Below are 15,212 nucleotides of genomic sequence, written 5' to 3' on the forward strand. Positions count from 1 at the left end.
CGCCACGATGTGACAGTGGCAGCACTCACCACGGTCCAGGCCCGTCGCATCGCCGTCGCCGCCCAGGGCTTTCACGAACCCAAGCCGTCCGGGGCGGTAACCCGGGCACACCTGAAGCGTTTGATGTCCAGAATACAAGTGCTGCAATTGGATTCGGTATCGGTCTGCGTGCGGGCGCATTACGCGCCGGTGTTCAGCAGGCTCGGTCCCTACAATCGCGACGCGCTCGACGCGCTGGCGTGGAGCCACAGCGCGCGGTCGCCGCGGCAGTTCATCGAATATTGGGCGCACGAGGCGGCGTTGCTGCCGGTCGAGGACTGGCCGCTGCTGCGCTGGCGCATGCGTGAGTACACCCACGGGCGCTGGGGCACCGAGATCGTCAAGCGCAACGGTGAGCTGGCCGAGAAGATCGTCGCCGCCGTCGCCGAACTCGGGCCGTCGACGGCCGGACAGATCGAGGCCCACCTCGAAGCCGAACCCCGCGGCGCCAAAGGGCCGTGGTGGGGGCGCAGTGACACCAAGTGGGTGGCCGAGGCGCTGTGGTCGGCGGGCGTGCTCACCACGGCCACCCGCGCCGGGTTCGCGCGGCACTACGACCTGGTCGAGCGGGTGTTGCCGGCGGAGGTGCTGGCCCGGGAGGTCTCCGACGACGAGGCGGTCCGGCAACTGGTGCTCAAGGCGGCCGGGGCGCTGGGCGTGGGGACCGAGGCCGACATTCGCGACTACTTCCGGCTGGGCGCCCGTCAGGTGAAGCCCGCTTTGGCGGCGCTGGTGGCGTCCGGAGAGCTGGAGCCCGTCACGATCGACGGGGCTGCGGCCTACCTGCGCGCCGGGCAGAAAGTGCCTCGCACGGACCGGGGCACCGCACTGTTGTGCCCGTTCGACCCGCTGATCTTCTTCCGGCCCCGCGTCGAGCGGCTGTTCGGCTTCCACTACCGGATCGAGATCTACACCCCGGCCCCGAAGCGCCAATTCGGTTACTACGTCTGGCCTTTCCTGCTCGACGGCCGGCTGGTGGCGCGCGTCGACCTGAAACGCACGGCCGACGCGCTGCATGTCGTGGGCGCGTTCGCCGAGGACGGCCAGGACCGCGCGCGGGTGGCCGCGGCCCTGGTGCCGGAGCTCAGCTCGATGGCGACGTGGCTCGGCGTCGGCGACGTGACGGTCGGGGACCGCGGGGATCTGGTCGCCGAGCTGGGACGGCGGGTCTAGCGCCGGCTAGTTCGCGGCGTGGTACGCCTCGACGATGTCGGCCTTGATGCGGCCGCGGGCGGCGACGTCGTAGCCGTTCTCCTGTGCCCACTCGCGGATCGCGGCGAGCTGTTCCTTCGAGGACGCGGCCTTCTTGCCGCGGCGGCGCGACGTGCCGCTCTTGGCGGCCCGAGTGCTCGGCTCCGCGACCTTCTGGGTCCGGGTGCGACGGCCGCCGACGCGGGTCGCGGCGTCCAGATACGGTGCCAGCGCCTTCTCGAACTTCGCCACGTTCGCAGCAGAAAGATCGATCTGGTAATCAACCCCGCGTACCGAGAAGTTAATCCGCTCACCCGTGTCGTCGGTGATTTCAGTGCCGTTAATATCGTCGACAAGTTGGACGACAATGCGTTCGGCCACGAATGATCTCCTTTATCGGGGGTGTTCGGCCGGAAGTGTAACGATAAAAAATAAGAAGGGCACCCCGGAGTCTTCATTGCCGGTAGTAGTACGCCCGCTCAGCGCTTTTTCACGGCAATCCGACTGAATATCGAGAATTCAATTGTGCGGGTAATTCCCACGGCCCCAATATGATTCACTGCGCGTTCCCGCGCGAACGCGATCACTGCGCGTCGTGGTGGCACACCACTTCCAGCATCATGCCGAACGGATCCAGCCAGAACATGGCGAAGTAGGGCGGCGGGTATTGCGGGAACGCCTGTGGTCTGTGCAACACCTCGCCGCCGGTCCGCTGGACGAACTGATGGACGCCCTCGACCGCGGATCGCGTCTTGACCATAAAGGCGAGGTGTTGCAGCCCGGTGCGGTGCCGCGAGTAGTCACCGGGCTCTGCGGTCGGATAGAAAAACAGGAAGGTGCCAGGTTTGCCGCCCGCCGGGCGAAAGGCGAACTGATCATCGGCGGCGATGAAAGGCTCGAAACCTACCAACGGCATCAATTCGTCGTAGTAATTCTTGGCCGCCCCAAGATCGGGCACGTTGATGCCGAGATGGCCGAGCATCATCCGACTCTAATGCCGGGTGCTAGCCGGTGACGTCGTGTTGCGGTGTTTCGCCGAGCGCGGGCACGGCGCGGCCGCGCAGCTTGTTGACGATGAACACCACCGTCCCGATGCCCAGCCACACGATGCCGCCGATCTTGGCCAGCGAATCCGCGTTGAACAGCACGTAGCCGATGATGAGGAAGCCGAGTGTCGGCACCACCAGGTGCAGTAGATAGTTCCGCGACTTCTTGCGGCCGAGGTAGTACCAAACCACCGATACGTGCAGCAGGCAGAAGGCGAACAGCGCGCCGAAGTTCACCAGTGACGAGATGAGCGCGATCTGGCCGACGAAGAACAGCACGAGCACCACGCTGATCGCGCTGACCAACAGGATCGCGGCGTATGGCACCTTGCGTGAGCTGACATTGGACAGGAAAGCGGGTAGCTGCCGGTCGCGGCTCATCGAGAACAGCAGCCGACTGGTCGCGGCCTGCGCGGCCATCGCGTTGGCGAATCCCACGGCCAGCACGTTGACGACGAAGAAGGCGTTCATCCACCCCGTGCTGGACGCTGCCTCGACCAGTTTGAAGAATGCGTTGCCTGCCTCGTCGTCGCTGAACGAGGCCCGACCGCCGGCCAACAGGCTGGCCAGCCAGGTCTGGCCGATGAACAGGAACGCCACGATGAACAACGCGCCGATCATCGCTTTGCCGGCCGGGTTGCGGGTGCCCGTGGATTCCTCGGCGAGGGTCGAAATGCCGTCGAAGCCAAGGAAACTGAGGACGGCGATCGACAGTGCGGCGGCGATCAGCGGAGCGCTGACGGTTTCCGGATTCCAGATCGGCGTCGTGCTCCAATGCACATTGGGTAGCGAGTCACCGTGGATGGCCCGCACCGCGATGACTACGAAGATCACGAGGAAGACGAGCTCGAGTACCAGGAACAGCCGGTTGGCCATCTTGAGCGAGTCGACGCCGAGCAGATTGATGACGGTGTTGACCAGTACGAACACCAGCGCCCACAGCCATCGCGGCGTCCCGGGGAAGAGGCCGATCATCGATTCGGCGGCCAATACGTACAGCAGCGTCGGTATCAGGAGGTAATCCAGGAGGATCGCCCATCCCGCGAAAAAGCCCGCGCCGGGATGGATTCCGCGGCCGACATACGAGAACACCGATCCGGCGAGCGGGAACGACTTGGCCATCTGCGCGTACGCCGTCGCCGTGAACACCATCGCGATCAGGCCGATCAGATACACCAGCGGCACCATGCCGCCGGCGCTGTTGTAGACGACGCCGAAGATGGTCCACGGTGCGATCGGCACCATGAACACCAGCCCGTAGACGATGAGGTCGACGGTCGAGACGGAACGATTGAGTTCCTGCTTGTAGCCGAATGATTCGAGGGCGCGTTGACCTTCGCCGGTGGCGAGGCGGGTGGTTGCCATGGCAGTCCTATCGGGTCGAGCGGATGGGTTCAGACCAGGGCGTCGGTGGCCAGATCGTGGTTGGCGTCGTGGTTGGCGAGGAATGCGGCGACGAAAGCGCGGAATTCCGCGGGCTTCTCGAGATGCGAACAGTGACTGGTGCCGGGGAACACGTGGCCGACGGCACCGTCGATGTGGTCGAGGAACGGCTGCCAGGAGTCGGGGGTGGCCTCGTCGAACTCGCCGGCGATGACGAGCGTCGGCGCGTCGATCGCGGGCAGCCGGTCGATGATGCTCCACGTGCGCAACGTGCCCATGACGTGAAACTCGTTGGGCCCGTTCATCGTGTGATAGACGGTGGGCTCCGCCTCCATCTGCGCGATGGTGTCGGTCAGATCCTGTGGCATGGGGACGACGCGGCACAGGTGGCGCGCGTAGAACTCGTCGGTCGCCGCCAGGTACTCCGGATCGTCGACCGTGCCCGCTTCCTCGTGGCGCGTCAGCGCGGCCTCGACATCCGGTGGCAACTGCGCGCGCAGCTGTGCGCAGCCGGCCATCCAGAGTTCCATCGACGCCGGCGAGTTGCAGATGACGAGTGACGCGAGCCCGGCTGGTCGGCGCACGGCGATCTCCGCGCCCAGCATGCCGCCCCAGGACTGGCCCAGCAGGTGGTACTCGTCGATGCCCAGGGCGGCACGGACGGTGTGGAATTCGTCGACGAAGAGCTCCGGTGTCCAGAACGCGGCGGGGGCGTCGGGCAGATGGGTGCTGTTGCCGCAGCCGAGCTGGTCGTAGTGGATGACGGTGCGGCCGGTTTCGGCGGCCAGCTCGGCGATGTTGCGTACGTAGTTGTGGGCCATGCCCGGCCCTCCGTGCAGGACGAACAGCGGCAGAGCGCCCGGCGCGGGCGACTCGGGCGCGGTCACCTGGACCCAGGTCTCGTAGTCGCGGAACGGCACGTGGTGGCGGGTGGTCGGCATGACGGCCAGCATGTTTCATCAATGGTCTCGCCACAAGACCATTAATCGAGATTTAACAATCCGTGTCGATACTCTGTGTGTCGACAGGAAGGGAGCCGGCGATGACACATCTCCACGGTGTGGATGCCCCCGGCCTGCTCGACCGCGAACTCGAATCATCGAGTCGGGTCGACGAGATCACCGATCGGCTGGTCACCGCCATCGCCATCGGCGAATACCTGCCCAATGCCCGGCTGCCCGCCGAACGTGAACTGGCCGCGTCGCTGCGGGTCGGCCGGATGACGGTGCGCGCGGCGCTCGCCCGGTTGGTGGACCGCGGCCTGGTGGAGACGCGGCGGGGCCGTGGCGGTGGCTCGTACGTGTTGCAGCAGTGGCCGGACTCGTCCACCGACGCGGTGGTCCGCACGCTGCGGATGCGCGTCGACGAGATTCGGGACCGGTGCGACGCGATCTGCCGTATTCACGGTGCGATCAGCCGCGCCGCCGCCGAATCTCGCACCGACGCCGATATCAGCGCCCTGCGGCAGCGGCTGGAGGACTACCGCCTGGCCGATAGTGGACTGGCCGCGCAGCAGGCGGACAGCGCTCTGCACCTGGCGATCATGGAGTCCGCCCACAACTCCGTCCTCAAGCAGGTGCTGCTGGAAATGGAAGCGTCGGTCAGTATCGGCGCACCCGCTCACGTCTGGGGCGAGCCGGTGACGATGCGGGCAATGGAACAGCGGGCACTCGGCGAGCACACAACACTCGTCGAAGCCATCGCCGAAGGCGACGGGGATGCCGCCGAGGCGTTGGCGCGGGCCCATGTGGCCATCGACTTCGAGAACATCACGGCGGCGATGCGGCGTGCCGGCATGCTCATCGACTGAACGCTCCGCCCGGCACCGCACGCGGCCGGGAGTGGGCGGCGGTGCAAAGTGGGTGGAACCGGCGGGTAATCTTGTTGCCCGTGAGCACCACCGGAATTGATGTCAGCGCACGTGTGGGCACCGTGCTGACTGCCATGGTGACGCCGTTCGGCCCGGACGGCTCGCTTGATCTGGCTGGTGCGAAGAAGGTAGCCAAGTATCTGGTCGACAAGGGGTGTGACGGCCTCGTCGTCTCCGGCACCACCGGCGAGTCGCCGACCACCACCGACGACGAGAAGGTCGCCCTGCTCGAGGCGGTTCTCGAAGAAGTCGGCGACCGAGCCCGGATCATCGCCGGCGCCGGCAGCTACGACACCGCACACAGCGTCCACCTGGCGAAGGCCAGCGCCGCGGCCGGCGCGCACGGTCTGCTCGTGGTGACGCCGTACTACTCGAAGCCGCCGCAGGCCGGCCTCGTCGCGCACTTCACCGCCGTCGCCGACGCCACCGACCTCCCGGTGGTCCTCTACGACATCCCGCCGCGCTCGGCGGTCCCGATCGAATGGGACACCATCCGCACGCTGTCGGCGCACCCGAACATCGTCGCGGTCAAGGACGCCAAGGGTGATCTCAACGGCGGCGCGCAGATGATGGCCGAGACCGGATTGGCCTACTACTCCGGCGACGACACGCTCAACCTGTCGTGGCTCGCGATGGGCGCCACCGGGTTCATCAGCGTCTGGGGTCACGTGGCCGCCGGCCAGCTGCGGGACATGTTGTCGGCCTTCAATTCCGGCGACATCGCGACCGCGCGCAAGATTCATGTGGGCCTGTACTCGCTCGGCGAGGCGCAGAACCGACTGGGCGGCGTCACCATGAGCAAGGAAGGCCTGCGGTTGCTGGGTATCGAGGTCGGTAACCCGCGGTTGCCGCAGGTGCCCGCCACGCCGGACCAGCTGGCGGCACTCGCCGCGGACCTGCGCACGGCATCGGTGCTTGCGTGACCAGACCCGCCTTCGCACCGCCCGGCCCATTGGAGCCGGGCGGTCTGCGTGTGACGGCACTGGGCGGCATCAGCGAAATCGGCCGCAACATGACCGTTTTCGAGCACCTGGGCCGGCTGCTCATCATCGACTGCGGCGTGCTGTTCCCGACGCACGACGAGCCCGCCGTCGACCTGATCCTGCCGGACATCCGGCACATCGAGGACCGGCTGGCCGATATCGAGGCCCTGGTGCTCACCCACGCGCACGAGGACCACATCGGCGCCATCCCGTATCTGCTCAAGATGCGGCCGGACATTCCCGTGGTGGGCTCTCGGTTCACGTTGGCCCTGGTGGCCGCCAAGTGCCGCGAGCACCGGCTCAAGCCGAACATGCAGATCGTCGCCGAGGGTCAGCGCAGTACCCACGGGGTGTTCGAGTGCGAGTACTTCGCGGTCAACCACTCGATTCCCGACGCCCTCGCCATCGCCGTGCACACCGGCGCCGGCACGGTGCTGCACACCGGTGACATCAAGCTCGACCAGCTGCCGCCGGACGGCCGGCCCACCGACCTGCCCGGCATGTCCCGGCTCGGCGAACAGGGCGTCGACCTGTTCCTGTGCGACTCGACCAACGCCGAGATTCCCGGAGTCAGTCCCTCCGAGAGCGAGGTCGGTCCCAACCTGCACCGGCTGATCCGCGGCGCGGACGGCCGCGTCATCGTGGCGTGCTTCGCCTCGAACGTCGACCGTGTGCAGCAGATCATCGACGCCGCCGTGGCGCTGGGGCGCAAGGTCTCCTTCGTCGGCCGCTCGATGGTCCGCAACATGGGAATCGCCAAGGAACTCGGCTTCCTCAACGTCGACGACGATGACGTCATCGACATCGGTGCGGCCGAGCTGCTGCCGGCCGACCGGGTCGTGCTGATCACGACCGGCACCCAGGGCGAGCCCATGGCGGCGCTGTCCCGGATGTCCCGCGGCGAGCACCGCAGCATCACACTGACCGCCGGCGACCTGATCATCCTGTCCAGCTCGCTGATCCCCGGCAACGAGGAAGCCGTCTACGGCGTGATCGACTCGCTGGCCAAGATCGGCGCCCGCGTCGTGACCAATCAGCAAGTGCGCGTGCATGTTTCCGGGCATGCCTTTGCCGGCGAGCTGCTGTTCCTGTACCGCGGGGTGCGGCCGCGCAACGTCATGCCCGTGCACGGCACCTGGCGGCACCTGCGTGCCAACGCCAAACTCGCGATGCGTACCGGGGTGCCGGAGGAAAACGTCGTCCTCGCCGAGAACGGCGTCAGTGTCGACCTGATCAACGGGCAGGCCCGGATCGCCGGCGCCGTGCCGGTCGGCAAGGTGTTCGTCGACGGTCTGGTACTGGGCGACGTCGGCGACGCCACCCTGGGTGAAAGGCTCACGCTGACTTCGGGTTTCATCGCGGTCACCGTGGTGATCAGCCGCGAGACCCGCAAGCCGGTGGCCCCGGTGCACCTGCACTCGCGCGGCTTCTCCGAGGACCCGAAGGCCCTCGAGCCGGGCGCCGAGAAGGCGCAGACGGCGCTGGAAACCCTTGTCTCCGAGCAAGTCACCGATCCCGCGCGCATCGCCCAGGCGGTGCGGCGGGCCGTCGGCAAGTGGGTCGGCGAGACCTACCGGCGCCAGCCGATGATCGTGCCGACCGTCCTCGAGGTCTAAATCTTCCGGGCCAGCGCCGACCACTCGAGACCCGAGGTCGGCAGCGCCCGGCCGGTCGGGCGCACATAGCGGTCACGCGCCTGGTCCGGCCCCAACTGGTCGAGCAGTCGCCAGCCGTAACCGTCCAGGAACCGGTCGACCTCGTCGGGTCGGAGCCCGTACTTCCAGACCTCGCTGCGCTCGCGGAACCGGCGGTACAGCGATGGCGCGGCGGCGATGTCGACGCCGTCGATGAAATCGCGCTGCACGTAGGTGAAGTCGAGTCGGCTGCCCGCCGGCGCGGACCGTAGTTGCGCGAGCGTGGCATCGACCGCCTCAGCGGTCAAGTACTGCGTGACGCCCTCCCAGATGAAGAACGTGCGGGCATCACGGCGGTACCCCGCAGCGGCGAGGGTGGCCATCAGGTCGTCGTGCTCGAAGTCGACGGCGACCAGGTGGACGGACGGTGGGGGAGTGCCGAAGACCCGGTTCAGCACAGCGCGTTTGCGCTCGGTGTTGAGCGGCTGGTCCACCTCGAACACCGGGATGGCGCTGCGGCGCGACAACCGGCAGCCCCGGGTGTCGAGGCCCGCGCCCAGGATCACCACGGCGTCGATGTCGCCGAGTGCCGCGATCAGGTTGTCGTCGGCGTAGCGCTTACGGCACAAGATGCCGGCCCACATGCCGGGCGCCGACCGGTCCGACGCGGCCATGATGGCGCTGCGCACCGGCGACCACCGGGTGGCCGCGACCAGCGTGCGAAGGCCCGGCGGCAGGAACGATGCCGCCAGGTCGTCATCGACCAGACGACGACCCGGCGGCTCGTGCTGCTCGATCGCGGCGAGCACCATCGGCCCGAAAGCCGTCTGCGCCGCTGCGTTCCGGGCCATGTCAGCGCTTGTTGACGAAGCCGGCGTCCACCGGCAGGGTCACGCCGGTGATGTACCGGCCGGCCTCCGACACCAGCCACGCCACGGTGTTGGCGATGTCCTCGACCTCGAGCACCTGCACGGGCAGCGCGTTCGTCATGTCCGGGCCCCCTTTGGTTTCCTCGGTCAACTGGCTCAACCACTTCCGGGTGAACTCGTTGTCGATCATCGGGGTGTTGACCCCGGCCGGATGGATCGAGTTGACCCGGATGTTCTGCGAGGCCAGCAGGTTCGCGTACACCCGCATCAGGCCGACCATGCCGTGCTTGGCGGCGGCATAGCCCACCGACCCGGCCATCGGTGAGGACAGTCCGACCAGTCCGGCGACCGAGCTGATCAGCACGATCGACCCGCCGTTGCCGGCCTTGACCATCGGGCGCACCGCCACGTCCAAGGTGTTGTAGACGCCCGTGAGGTTGACGTCGATGACGTCCTGCCAGGCGTTTTCGCCGGCCATCGGGGCGATCCCGGCGTTGGCGATCACGATGTCCAGCCGCCCACCGAGCTCGTCGACGCCGGCCTTGAGCGCGGTTTTGAGGGCGTCGCGGTCGCGGACGTCGGCCTGACTGGCGACGATTCGCGCGCCGTTGTCCTCGACCAGCTTGACCGTCGCGGCCAGATCGTCGGGCGTGGCCATGGGGTAGGGGACCGACGCGATCTGGTCGCACAGGTCGACGGCGATGATGTCGGCGCCCATCGACGACAGCTTCACCGCGTGCGCACGGCCCTGGCCGCGCGCCGCGCCGGTGATGAAGGCGACCTTGCCGCTCAGCTCACCCATCGTCAGCTCGCCCGCAGCTGGCCCTTGGCCGGATCGCCGGCGACCACGGGAGCCAGCATCTTGATGTCGGGCGCACCGTCGAGGTGCTCGCCGATGGCGCCGAACAGCTTGCCGATGGCCGGGGCGGTGCTGTGGGTCTTGATGGCGTCCGCGTCGGCCCACTGCTCGACGAACACGAAGGTGCCGCCCTCGGCCTCGTGCAGTGAGTAGAGCTCACAGCCCGGTTCGCCGTGGACGGCGTCGACGGCCTCGACGCACGCGGCGCGGACCAGGTCGACGGACTCGGGCTTGGCTTTCATGGTGGCGACGACGACGACGGGCATGAACGACTCCTCGATAGCTAGCTGACCTAGACAGGTGTCCACGTTAGACCGGGCCGCGCGGCGCGTGTGACGTGGCTCCCACTGCGGCATGACCAGCGGATATGTGGCCGGGGTCGTGACCCAAGCGTTACTTGTGTGGCAGATGGTGCAGATGGGGTAATTGCGACTAGGCTGGCAGCCATGGCGAGTAAAACCGCAACGAGCTCAGCTAACCGGGCCAAGGCCGGGTCGGCGAATCGTGGCGCAGCCGGTTCGGGGGCGCGTTCATCCAAGTCAGGCAGTGCAAAGTCGGGCCGGCCGGCGCGTCCGCCGGCCCCGAAATCACCCGCCCGCAAGCCGGCCCGCAAACCCGCGCCGCATCCGTCTCCCGTCGCGACCGCCGGCGCAGCGGTGGGTCGTGGCGCCCGCGCCGGCTGGCTGATGCTCGCCAAGGGCGCCGGAACCACCGCCCGCAGCGTCGGCCGCGCCCGCGAACTCGAGCCCGGACACCGCCGTGACGGCATCGCGCTGGCGCTGCTCGGCGTCGCCTTCCTGATCGCGGCGAGCTCCTGGTTCGACGCGGCCCGGCCGGTCGGTGCCTGGATCGACTACGGCGTCCGCACCGTCGTCGGATCCGCTGTCGTGGTGCTGCCGGTGCTGCTGCTCGCGCTGGCCGTCACGCTGATGCGTACCCACCCGAACCCCGACGCCCGGCCCCGGCTGATCCTCGGTGCCGCGATGATCGGGCTGCCGGTACTGGGCCTGTGGCACATCTGGGCCGGCGGGCCCACCGAGCCGGGGGAGCGCCGCGGCGCCGCCGGCTTCGTCGGCTTCGTCATCGGCGGGCCGCTCTCGGACGGCCTGACCGTCTGGATCGCCACGCCGCTGCTCATCATGGGCGTGCTGTTCGGCCTGCTGCTGGTCACCGGCACGACGATCCGCGAACTGCCGGACACGTTGCGCTACATGGTTTCCGGTCGCCTGCACGGCGAGCATGACGAGGACGACGACGCACCGGCCGGTTTCGTCGACGACTTCGCCGATGACTTCTCCGACGGCTACTACGACGACCCGACGTACAACCGGGACGAGCCCGAGGCCTGGCCCGGTTCGGACCAGTCCACCGCGGCGATGACGCGGCCGCTGGGCCGCACGCCGATGGACAACTACCCGGTCGAACCCGCTGCCGACGAGGCGCCGACCGCGCCCGAGCCGGCCGCCAAGCCGCGCCGCCGCAAGGCGCAGAACGTCGCGGACCCGGTGCCCAGCAAGGCCAAGGCTGTGGAAAAGGCGCAGGACGACGGCTTGTCGATCGACCGTGTCATCGAGGGCGACTACACCCTGCCGCCGCTGGACCTGCTCGCCGACGGCGACCCGCCCAAGCGCGTCGGCCGTGACAACGACCGCATCATGAACGCCATCGCCGAGGTGATGGAGCAGTTCAAGGTCGACGCCACGGTCGTGGGATTCCAGCGCGGCCCGACCGTCACCCGGTACGAGATCGAGCTCGGGCCCGGTGTGCGCGTCGAGCGGTTCACGCAGCTGCAGCGCAACCTCGCCTACGCGGTGGCCAACGAGCACATCCGCCTTCTCGCCCCGATCCCCGGCAAGTCGTTGGTCGGTGTCGAGGTCCCGAACAGCGACCGCGAGATGGTGCGGCTCAAGGACGTGCTGAACGCGCCGACCACCCGCAAGGACCACCACCCGATGGTGTTCGGCATCGGTAAGGACGTCGAAGGCCACTTCATCAGCTACAACCTGGCCAAGATGCCGCACCTGCTGGTGGCCGGCTCCACCGGTTCGGGTAAGTCGAGCTTCATCAACTCGATGCTGGTGTCGCTGCTGCAGCGCGCCACCCCGGACGAGGTGCGGATGATCCTCGTCGACCCGAAGATGGTGGAATTCCCGCCGTACCAAGGCATTCCGCACCTCATCACGCCCGTCATCATCGACCCGAAGAAGGCCGCCGCCGCGCTGGCCTGGCTGGTCGAGGAGATGGAGCAGCGCTACCAGGACATGAGTGCCAGCGGTGTCCGGCACATCGACGACTTCAACAAGAAGGTGCGCTCGGGCGAGATCACCGCACCACTGGGCAGCGAGCGGGTCTACAAGACCTATCCGTACATCCTGTGCGTCGTCGACGAGCTGGCCGACCTGATGATGCAGGCGCCGCGCGACGTCGAGGACGCCATCGTCCGCATCACCCAGAAGGCCCGCGCCGCGGGCATCCACCTGGTGCTGGCCACCCAGCAGCCGGTGGTGTCGGTGGTGACCGGTCTGATCAAGGCAAATGTGCCGTCCCGCATGGCATTCGGCGTCACCAACGCGACCAACTCGCGCGTCATCCTCGACCAGATCGGCGCCGAGAAGCTCACCGGCAAGGGTGACGGCCTGTTCCAGCCGTCGGAGGCACCCAAGCCCATCCGTGTGCAGGGCGCCTTCGTCAGTGACGACGAAATCCAGGCCGTCGTCGCCTTCACCAAACAGCAGGCCCAGCCCGAGTTCATCGACGGCGTCACGGTCAAGACCGTCGAGAAGCGCGACATCGACAGCGACATCGGCGACGACATGGACGTCTTCCTGCAGGCCGTGGAGCTCGTGGTGTCGAGCCAGTTCGGCTCGACCTCGATGCTGCAGCGCAAGCTGCGGGTCGGGTTCGCCAAGGCCGGCCGCCTGATGGACCTGATGGAGACGCGCGGCATCGTCGGACCGTCGGAGGGCTCCAAGGCCCGTGAGGTCCTGGTCAAGCCCGACGAGCTCGCCGGCACGCTGATGCTGATCCAGGGCGGCTCCGACGCCAACGGCTCGGTGGGCGACGACCCGGGCTTCTGACCGGTGTTGCCGGGGTCACACCCGGGTTGATCGGCGGTGCGGATAACACCGACGATCGGTGGCTGACGGCGCCGACTGTGGGAGGCTGGACTCCTAAGGAGGCTTTGCCGTGGTTGACATTTCGCGCAGCGCAGCGACGGAAGCGGAGCTCGACGCCGAGTACGAATCCGGTGGCCGCAGCCGGCCCGCACTGGCGGCGTTCACCGACTTCGGGTTCCGGAAGTCGACGGCGCAGCACGTGGTCCCGCTGTTGTACGGGCTCGTCGTCGCCGGTGCGGTGGTTCTGTACCTGACCGGCGCCGTCGTTGCCTTCGAGTTGTCTGCCTGGCTCGGCGTGTTCTGGCTGCTGCTCGCCGGCCCCGTGACCTGCGTCGCGATCGTGCTGGTGGCGCGGGTGGTCCTCGAGTCGCTGAGCGCGTTCATGGCGATGGGCCAGCAGGTCGACGAGCTCAACGAACTGGTGCTGGAGATCGCCGAGCTGATGATCGGGGTCTCGGACAAGATCGAGGTGATCCCGACACTGCCGTCGTTCGGCCGGGGCGGGCGGTCCCGCCGGCGGGCCGCGATCATGGACATGCGGGACCGGATCGTCGCACGCCGCAACGCCGCGGCCGACAGCGTCGATTAGCTACAGCGTGACCAGCATCCGGGTGTTGCCCAGGGTGTTCGGCTTGACGTAGGAGAGGTCGAGGAACTCCGCCACACCGGTGTCGTACGAGCGGCACATCTCCTCGTACACCTCGGCGGTGACCGGCGTGCCCTCGATCTCCTTGAAGCCGTGGCGGCTGAAGAAATCGGTCTCGAAGGTCAGCACGAAGACGCGCTGCAACTGCAGTTCCCGCGCCACGTCGAGCAGCTTGGCCACCACGGCGTGCCCAACGCCCATACCGCGCACCTTGGGGTGCGCGGCGACGGTACGCACCTCACCGAGATCGGCCCACAGCACGTGCAATGCGCCACAGCCGACGATCTCGCCGTGCAGGTCGGCGACCCAGAACTCCTGGACCGCCTCGTAGAGGGTCACCAGGTTCTTTTCCAGCAGGATCTTTCCCGCGTAGATGTCCACGAGGGCCTTGATTCCCGGTACATCGGAAGTCCGGGCGCGGCGAACCACCAGCCCAGTGGTGGCGGGTTTCGGTGCGTCGCTCACATGTGGAGGGTATCGGCTGCGTATCGCCCGGTAGGTGACCGGATATCCTGTGTCGGTGACAGGCCAGTCAGATACCGATCCGCGCGCCTCGCGCGCCGGCGTGGCGAACATCGCCAATCTGCTGACCGGACTGCGCATCGTGCTGGTGCCCGTGTTCCTGGCCGCGCTGTTCGCTGGTGACGGTCACGAAACCCGTTGGCGGATAGCTGCTTTCGTCGTGTTCGCGGCCGCCGTCATCACCGACCGGTTCGACGGCGAGATCGCCCGCAGCTTCGACATGGTCACCGAATTCGGCAAGCTGGCCGATCCCATCGCCGACAAGGCGCTGATCGGGGCCGCGCTGATCGGACTGTCGATGCTCGGCGACCTGCCGTGGTGGATCACGGTCGTGATCCTGGCCCGCGAGCTCGCGGTGACGCTGTTGCGCTTCGCGGTGATCCGGCGCGGCGTCATCCCCGCCAGCCGCGGCGGCAAGCTCAAGACGTTGGTGCAAGCCGTGGCGATCGGCCTGTTCGTCCTGCCCCTGCATGCCTGGCCCGCGCCATGGCTGACCACCGCCTGGGTGTTCATGTGGGCCGCCGTCGTGCTGACGGTGCTGACCGGCATCGACTACGCCGTCTCCGCTTTTCGCCGGCCCTGATCCGGCAGCCCGGGAACCAAAGCGGTGCGTCGCCACGTTGGTGCCTACAAGACCGTGTAGAACGGGTGGTCCGGCCGGGCTGCGCGGCTGCTGTTACTTCAGGGCGAAGGGGAAACACGATGACGACATTGCTACGTGAGGTCATCGGCGACGTGCTGCGTCAGGCCCGTACCGGGCAGGGACGCACACTGCGCGAGGTGTCCGACGGTGCTCGGGTGAGCCTGGGCTACCTGTCCGAGGTCGAGCGGGGCCGCAAGGAACCCTCGAGTGAACTGCTCGGTGCCATCTGCGGCGCCCTGGACGTGCCGCTGTCCCAGGTGCTGGCCGACGCCGCCGAGCAGATGCTGCACACCGAGCGCGCCGAGGCCGACCGCACGGTGGCCAACATCGACGTCGCGACCAAGGTCGTCATCCCACAGGCTCTCGCCATGGCAGTTGCCTGAGTCGCCGAGGCCTGAACCGCAGCTCGAA

Annotated in this window: 16 protein-coding genes; 8 read left to right on the forward strand and 8 right to left on the reverse strand. The window is 67.7% G+C overall.

Features of this window, described 5'->3' with window-relative positions; genetic code table 11:
* The first annotated feature begins 15 nt into the window (after positions 1 to 15).
* Entirely contained in the window at positions 16 to 1,212 is a 1,197-nt protein-coding gene (locus tag VXD91_RS12180; protein WP_346415531.1) for a crosslink repair DNA glycosylase YcaQ family protein, read from the forward strand.
* Between the two features lie 6 nt (positions 1,213 to 1,218).
* On the opposite strand, the gene VXD91_RS12185 is transcribed toward VXD91_RS12180, so the two are convergent.
* From VXD91_RS12185 to VXD91_RS12200, 4 genes are all read right to left on the reverse strand, one after another.
* On the reverse strand, positions 1,219 to 1,611 hold the full coding sequence (locus tag VXD91_RS12185) for an Lsr2 family protein (protein ID WP_318984361.1): 393 nt from the start codon (positions 1,609 to 1,611) through the stop codon (positions 1,219 to 1,221).
* A 202-nt stretch (positions 1,612 to 1,813) separates the two neighbouring features.
* Positions 1,814 to 2,212 carry a VOC family protein gene (locus VXD91_RS12190; RefSeq protein ID WP_346415532.1) on the reverse strand — a complete coding sequence of 133 codons (399 nt, stop codon included), beginning with the start codon at positions 2,210 to 2,212 and terminating at the stop codon, positions 1,814 to 1,816.
* A gap of 22 nt (positions 2,213 to 2,234) precedes the next feature.
* Positions 2,235 to 3,641 (reverse strand): APC family permease, encoded by a 1,407-nt coding sequence (locus tag VXD91_RS12195; RefSeq protein ID WP_346415533.1) that lies wholly within the window; start codon positions 3,639 to 3,641, stop codon positions 2,235 to 2,237.
* 29 nt (positions 3,642 to 3,670) lie between these two features.
* Positions 3,671 to 4,600, reverse strand: a complete 930-nt coding sequence (locus VXD91_RS12200; RefSeq protein ID WP_346415534.1) for a proline iminopeptidase-family hydrolase — start codon at positions 4,598 to 4,600, stop codon at positions 3,671 to 3,673.
* A gap of 101 nt (positions 4,601 to 4,701) precedes the next feature.
* Here VXD91_RS12200 and VXD91_RS12205 point away from each other — a divergent pair, with 101 nt between their 5' ends.
* The 3 genes from VXD91_RS12205 to VXD91_RS12215 all read left to right on the forward strand — a co-directional run bounded on the left by VXD91_RS12205 (position 4,702) and on the right by VXD91_RS12215 (position 8,128).
* On the forward strand, positions 4,702 to 5,469 hold the full coding sequence (locus VXD91_RS12205) for a GntR family transcriptional regulator (protein WP_346415535.1): 768 nt from the start codon (positions 4,702 to 4,704) through the stop codon (positions 5,467 to 5,469).
* Between the two features lie 80 nt (positions 5,470 to 5,549).
* Positions 5,550 to 6,452, forward strand: a complete 903-nt coding sequence (gene dapA, locus VXD91_RS12210; protein WP_346415536.1) for a 4-hydroxy-tetrahydrodipicolinate synthase — start codon at positions 5,550 to 5,552, stop codon at positions 6,450 to 6,452.
* Positions 6,449 to 8,128, forward strand: coding sequence for a ribonuclease J (locus VXD91_RS12215; protein ID WP_318984367.1), 1,680 nt, complete (start codon positions 6,449 to 6,451; stop codon positions 8,126 to 8,128). Before dapA ends, VXD91_RS12215 begins: the two co-directional genes overlap by 4 nt.
* Here the strand turns inward: VXD91_RS12215 and VXD91_RS12220 are convergent.
* Genes VXD91_RS12220 through VXD91_RS12230 form a run of 3 tightly spaced genes read right to left on the reverse strand, consistent with a single transcriptional unit; the run spans position 8,125 to position 10,140 of the window.
* On the reverse strand, positions 8,125 to 8,997 hold the full coding sequence (locus VXD91_RS12220) for an SAM-dependent methyltransferase (RefSeq protein WP_318984368.1): 873 nt from the start codon (positions 8,995 to 8,997) through the stop codon (positions 8,125 to 8,127). The genes VXD91_RS12215 and VXD91_RS12220 overlap by 4 nt on opposite strands.
* A gap of 1 nt (position 8,998) precedes the next feature.
* On the reverse strand, positions 8,999 to 9,817 hold the full coding sequence (locus VXD91_RS12225) for a mycofactocin-coupled SDR family oxidoreductase (protein WP_318984369.1): 819 nt from the start codon (positions 9,815 to 9,817) through the stop codon (positions 8,999 to 9,001).
* Positions 9,818 to 9,819: 2 nt separating this feature from the next.
* Positions 9,820 to 10,140 (reverse strand): putative quinol monooxygenase, encoded by a 321-nt coding sequence (locus VXD91_RS12230; RefSeq protein WP_318984370.1) that lies wholly within the window; start codon positions 10,138 to 10,140, stop codon positions 9,820 to 9,822.
* A gap of 180 nt (positions 10,141 to 10,320) precedes the next feature.
* Between VXD91_RS12230 and VXD91_RS12235 the strand changes: the two genes are divergently transcribed.
* Both VXD91_RS12235 and VXD91_RS12240 read left to right on the forward strand, forming a co-directional pair.
* Positions 10,321 to 12,951: a DNA translocase FtsK 4TM domain-containing protein gene (locus VXD91_RS12235; protein ID WP_318984371.1), complete on the forward strand. Its 2,631-nt coding sequence runs from the start codon at positions 10,321 to 10,323 to the stop codon at positions 12,949 to 12,951.
* Between the two features lie 109 nt (positions 12,952 to 13,060).
* Positions 13,061 to 13,579 carry a DUF4282 domain-containing protein gene (locus VXD91_RS12240; RefSeq protein ID WP_346415537.1) on the forward strand — a complete coding sequence of 173 codons (519 nt, stop codon included), beginning with the start codon at positions 13,061 to 13,063 and terminating at the stop codon, positions 13,577 to 13,579.
* On the opposite strand, the gene VXD91_RS12245 is transcribed toward VXD91_RS12240, so the two are convergent.
* Positions 13,580 to 14,068: an amino-acid N-acetyltransferase gene (locus VXD91_RS12245; protein ID WP_029105329.1), complete on the reverse strand. Its 489-nt coding sequence runs from the start codon at positions 14,066 to 14,068 to the stop codon at positions 13,580 to 13,582.
* A gap of 88 nt (positions 14,069 to 14,156) precedes the next feature.
* On the opposite strand from VXD91_RS12245, the gene pgsA reads away from it, so the two are divergent.
* Both pgsA and clgR read left to right on the forward strand, forming a co-directional pair.
* Positions 14,157 to 14,741 carry a CDP-diacylglycerol--glycerol-3-phosphate 3-phosphatidyltransferase gene (gene pgsA, locus VXD91_RS12250; protein ID WP_318984373.1) on the forward strand — a complete coding sequence of 195 codons (585 nt, stop codon included), beginning with the start codon at positions 14,157 to 14,159 and terminating at the stop codon, positions 14,739 to 14,741.
* A gap of 119 nt (positions 14,742 to 14,860) precedes the next feature.
* Positions 14,861 to 15,184, forward strand: coding sequence for a transcriptional regulator ClgR (gene clgR, locus VXD91_RS12255; protein ID WP_212811743.1), 324 nt, complete (start codon positions 14,861 to 14,863; stop codon positions 15,182 to 15,184).
* Positions 15,185 to 15,212 lie beyond the last annotated feature (28 nt).

Source organism: Mycobacterium sp. SM3041, from assembly GCF_039668335.1.
Taxonomy (GTDB): domain Bacteria; phylum Actinomycetota; class Actinomycetes; order Mycobacteriales; family Mycobacteriaceae; genus Mycobacterium.

What these genes read in the sequence shown, in the direction of transcription:
- VXD91_RS12190 (WP_346415532.1), bottom strand. Translation starts at nt 2,212, where the DNA reads ATGCTCGGCCATCTCGGCATCAACGTGCCCGATCTTGGGGCGGCCAAG.
- VXD91_RS12220 (WP_318984368.1), bottom strand. Translation starts at nt 8,997, where the DNA reads ATGGCCCGGAACGCAGCGGCGCAGACGGCTTTCGGGCCGATGGTGCTC.
- VXD91_RS12205 (WP_346415535.1), top strand. Translation starts at nt 4,702, where the DNA reads ATGACACATCTCCACGGTGTGGATGCCCCCGGCCTGCTCGACCGCGAA.
- VXD91_RS12225 (WP_318984369.1), bottom strand. Translation starts at nt 9,817, where the DNA reads ATGGGTGAGCTGAGCGGCAAGGTCGCCTTCATCACCGGCGCGGCGCGC.
- VXD91_RS12200 (WP_346415534.1), bottom strand. Translation starts at nt 4,600, where the DNA reads ATGCCGACCACCCGCCACCACGTGCCGTTCCGCGACTACGAGACCTGG.
- clgR (WP_212811743.1), top strand. Translation starts at nt 14,861, where the DNA reads ATGACGACATTGCTACGTGAGGTCATCGGCGACGTGCTGCGTCAGGCC.
- VXD91_RS12195 (WP_346415533.1), bottom strand. Translation starts at nt 3,641, where the DNA reads ATGGCAACCACCCGCCTCGCCACCGGCGAAGGTCAACGCGCCCTCGAA.
- VXD91_RS12230 (WP_318984370.1), bottom strand. Translation starts at nt 10,140, where the DNA reads ATGCCCGTCGTCGTCGTCGCCACCATGAAAGCCAAGCCCGAGTCCGTC.
- VXD91_RS12235 (WP_318984371.1), top strand. Translation starts at nt 10,321, where the DNA reads ATGGCGAGTAAAACCGCAACGAGCTCAGCTAACCGGGCCAAGGCCGGG.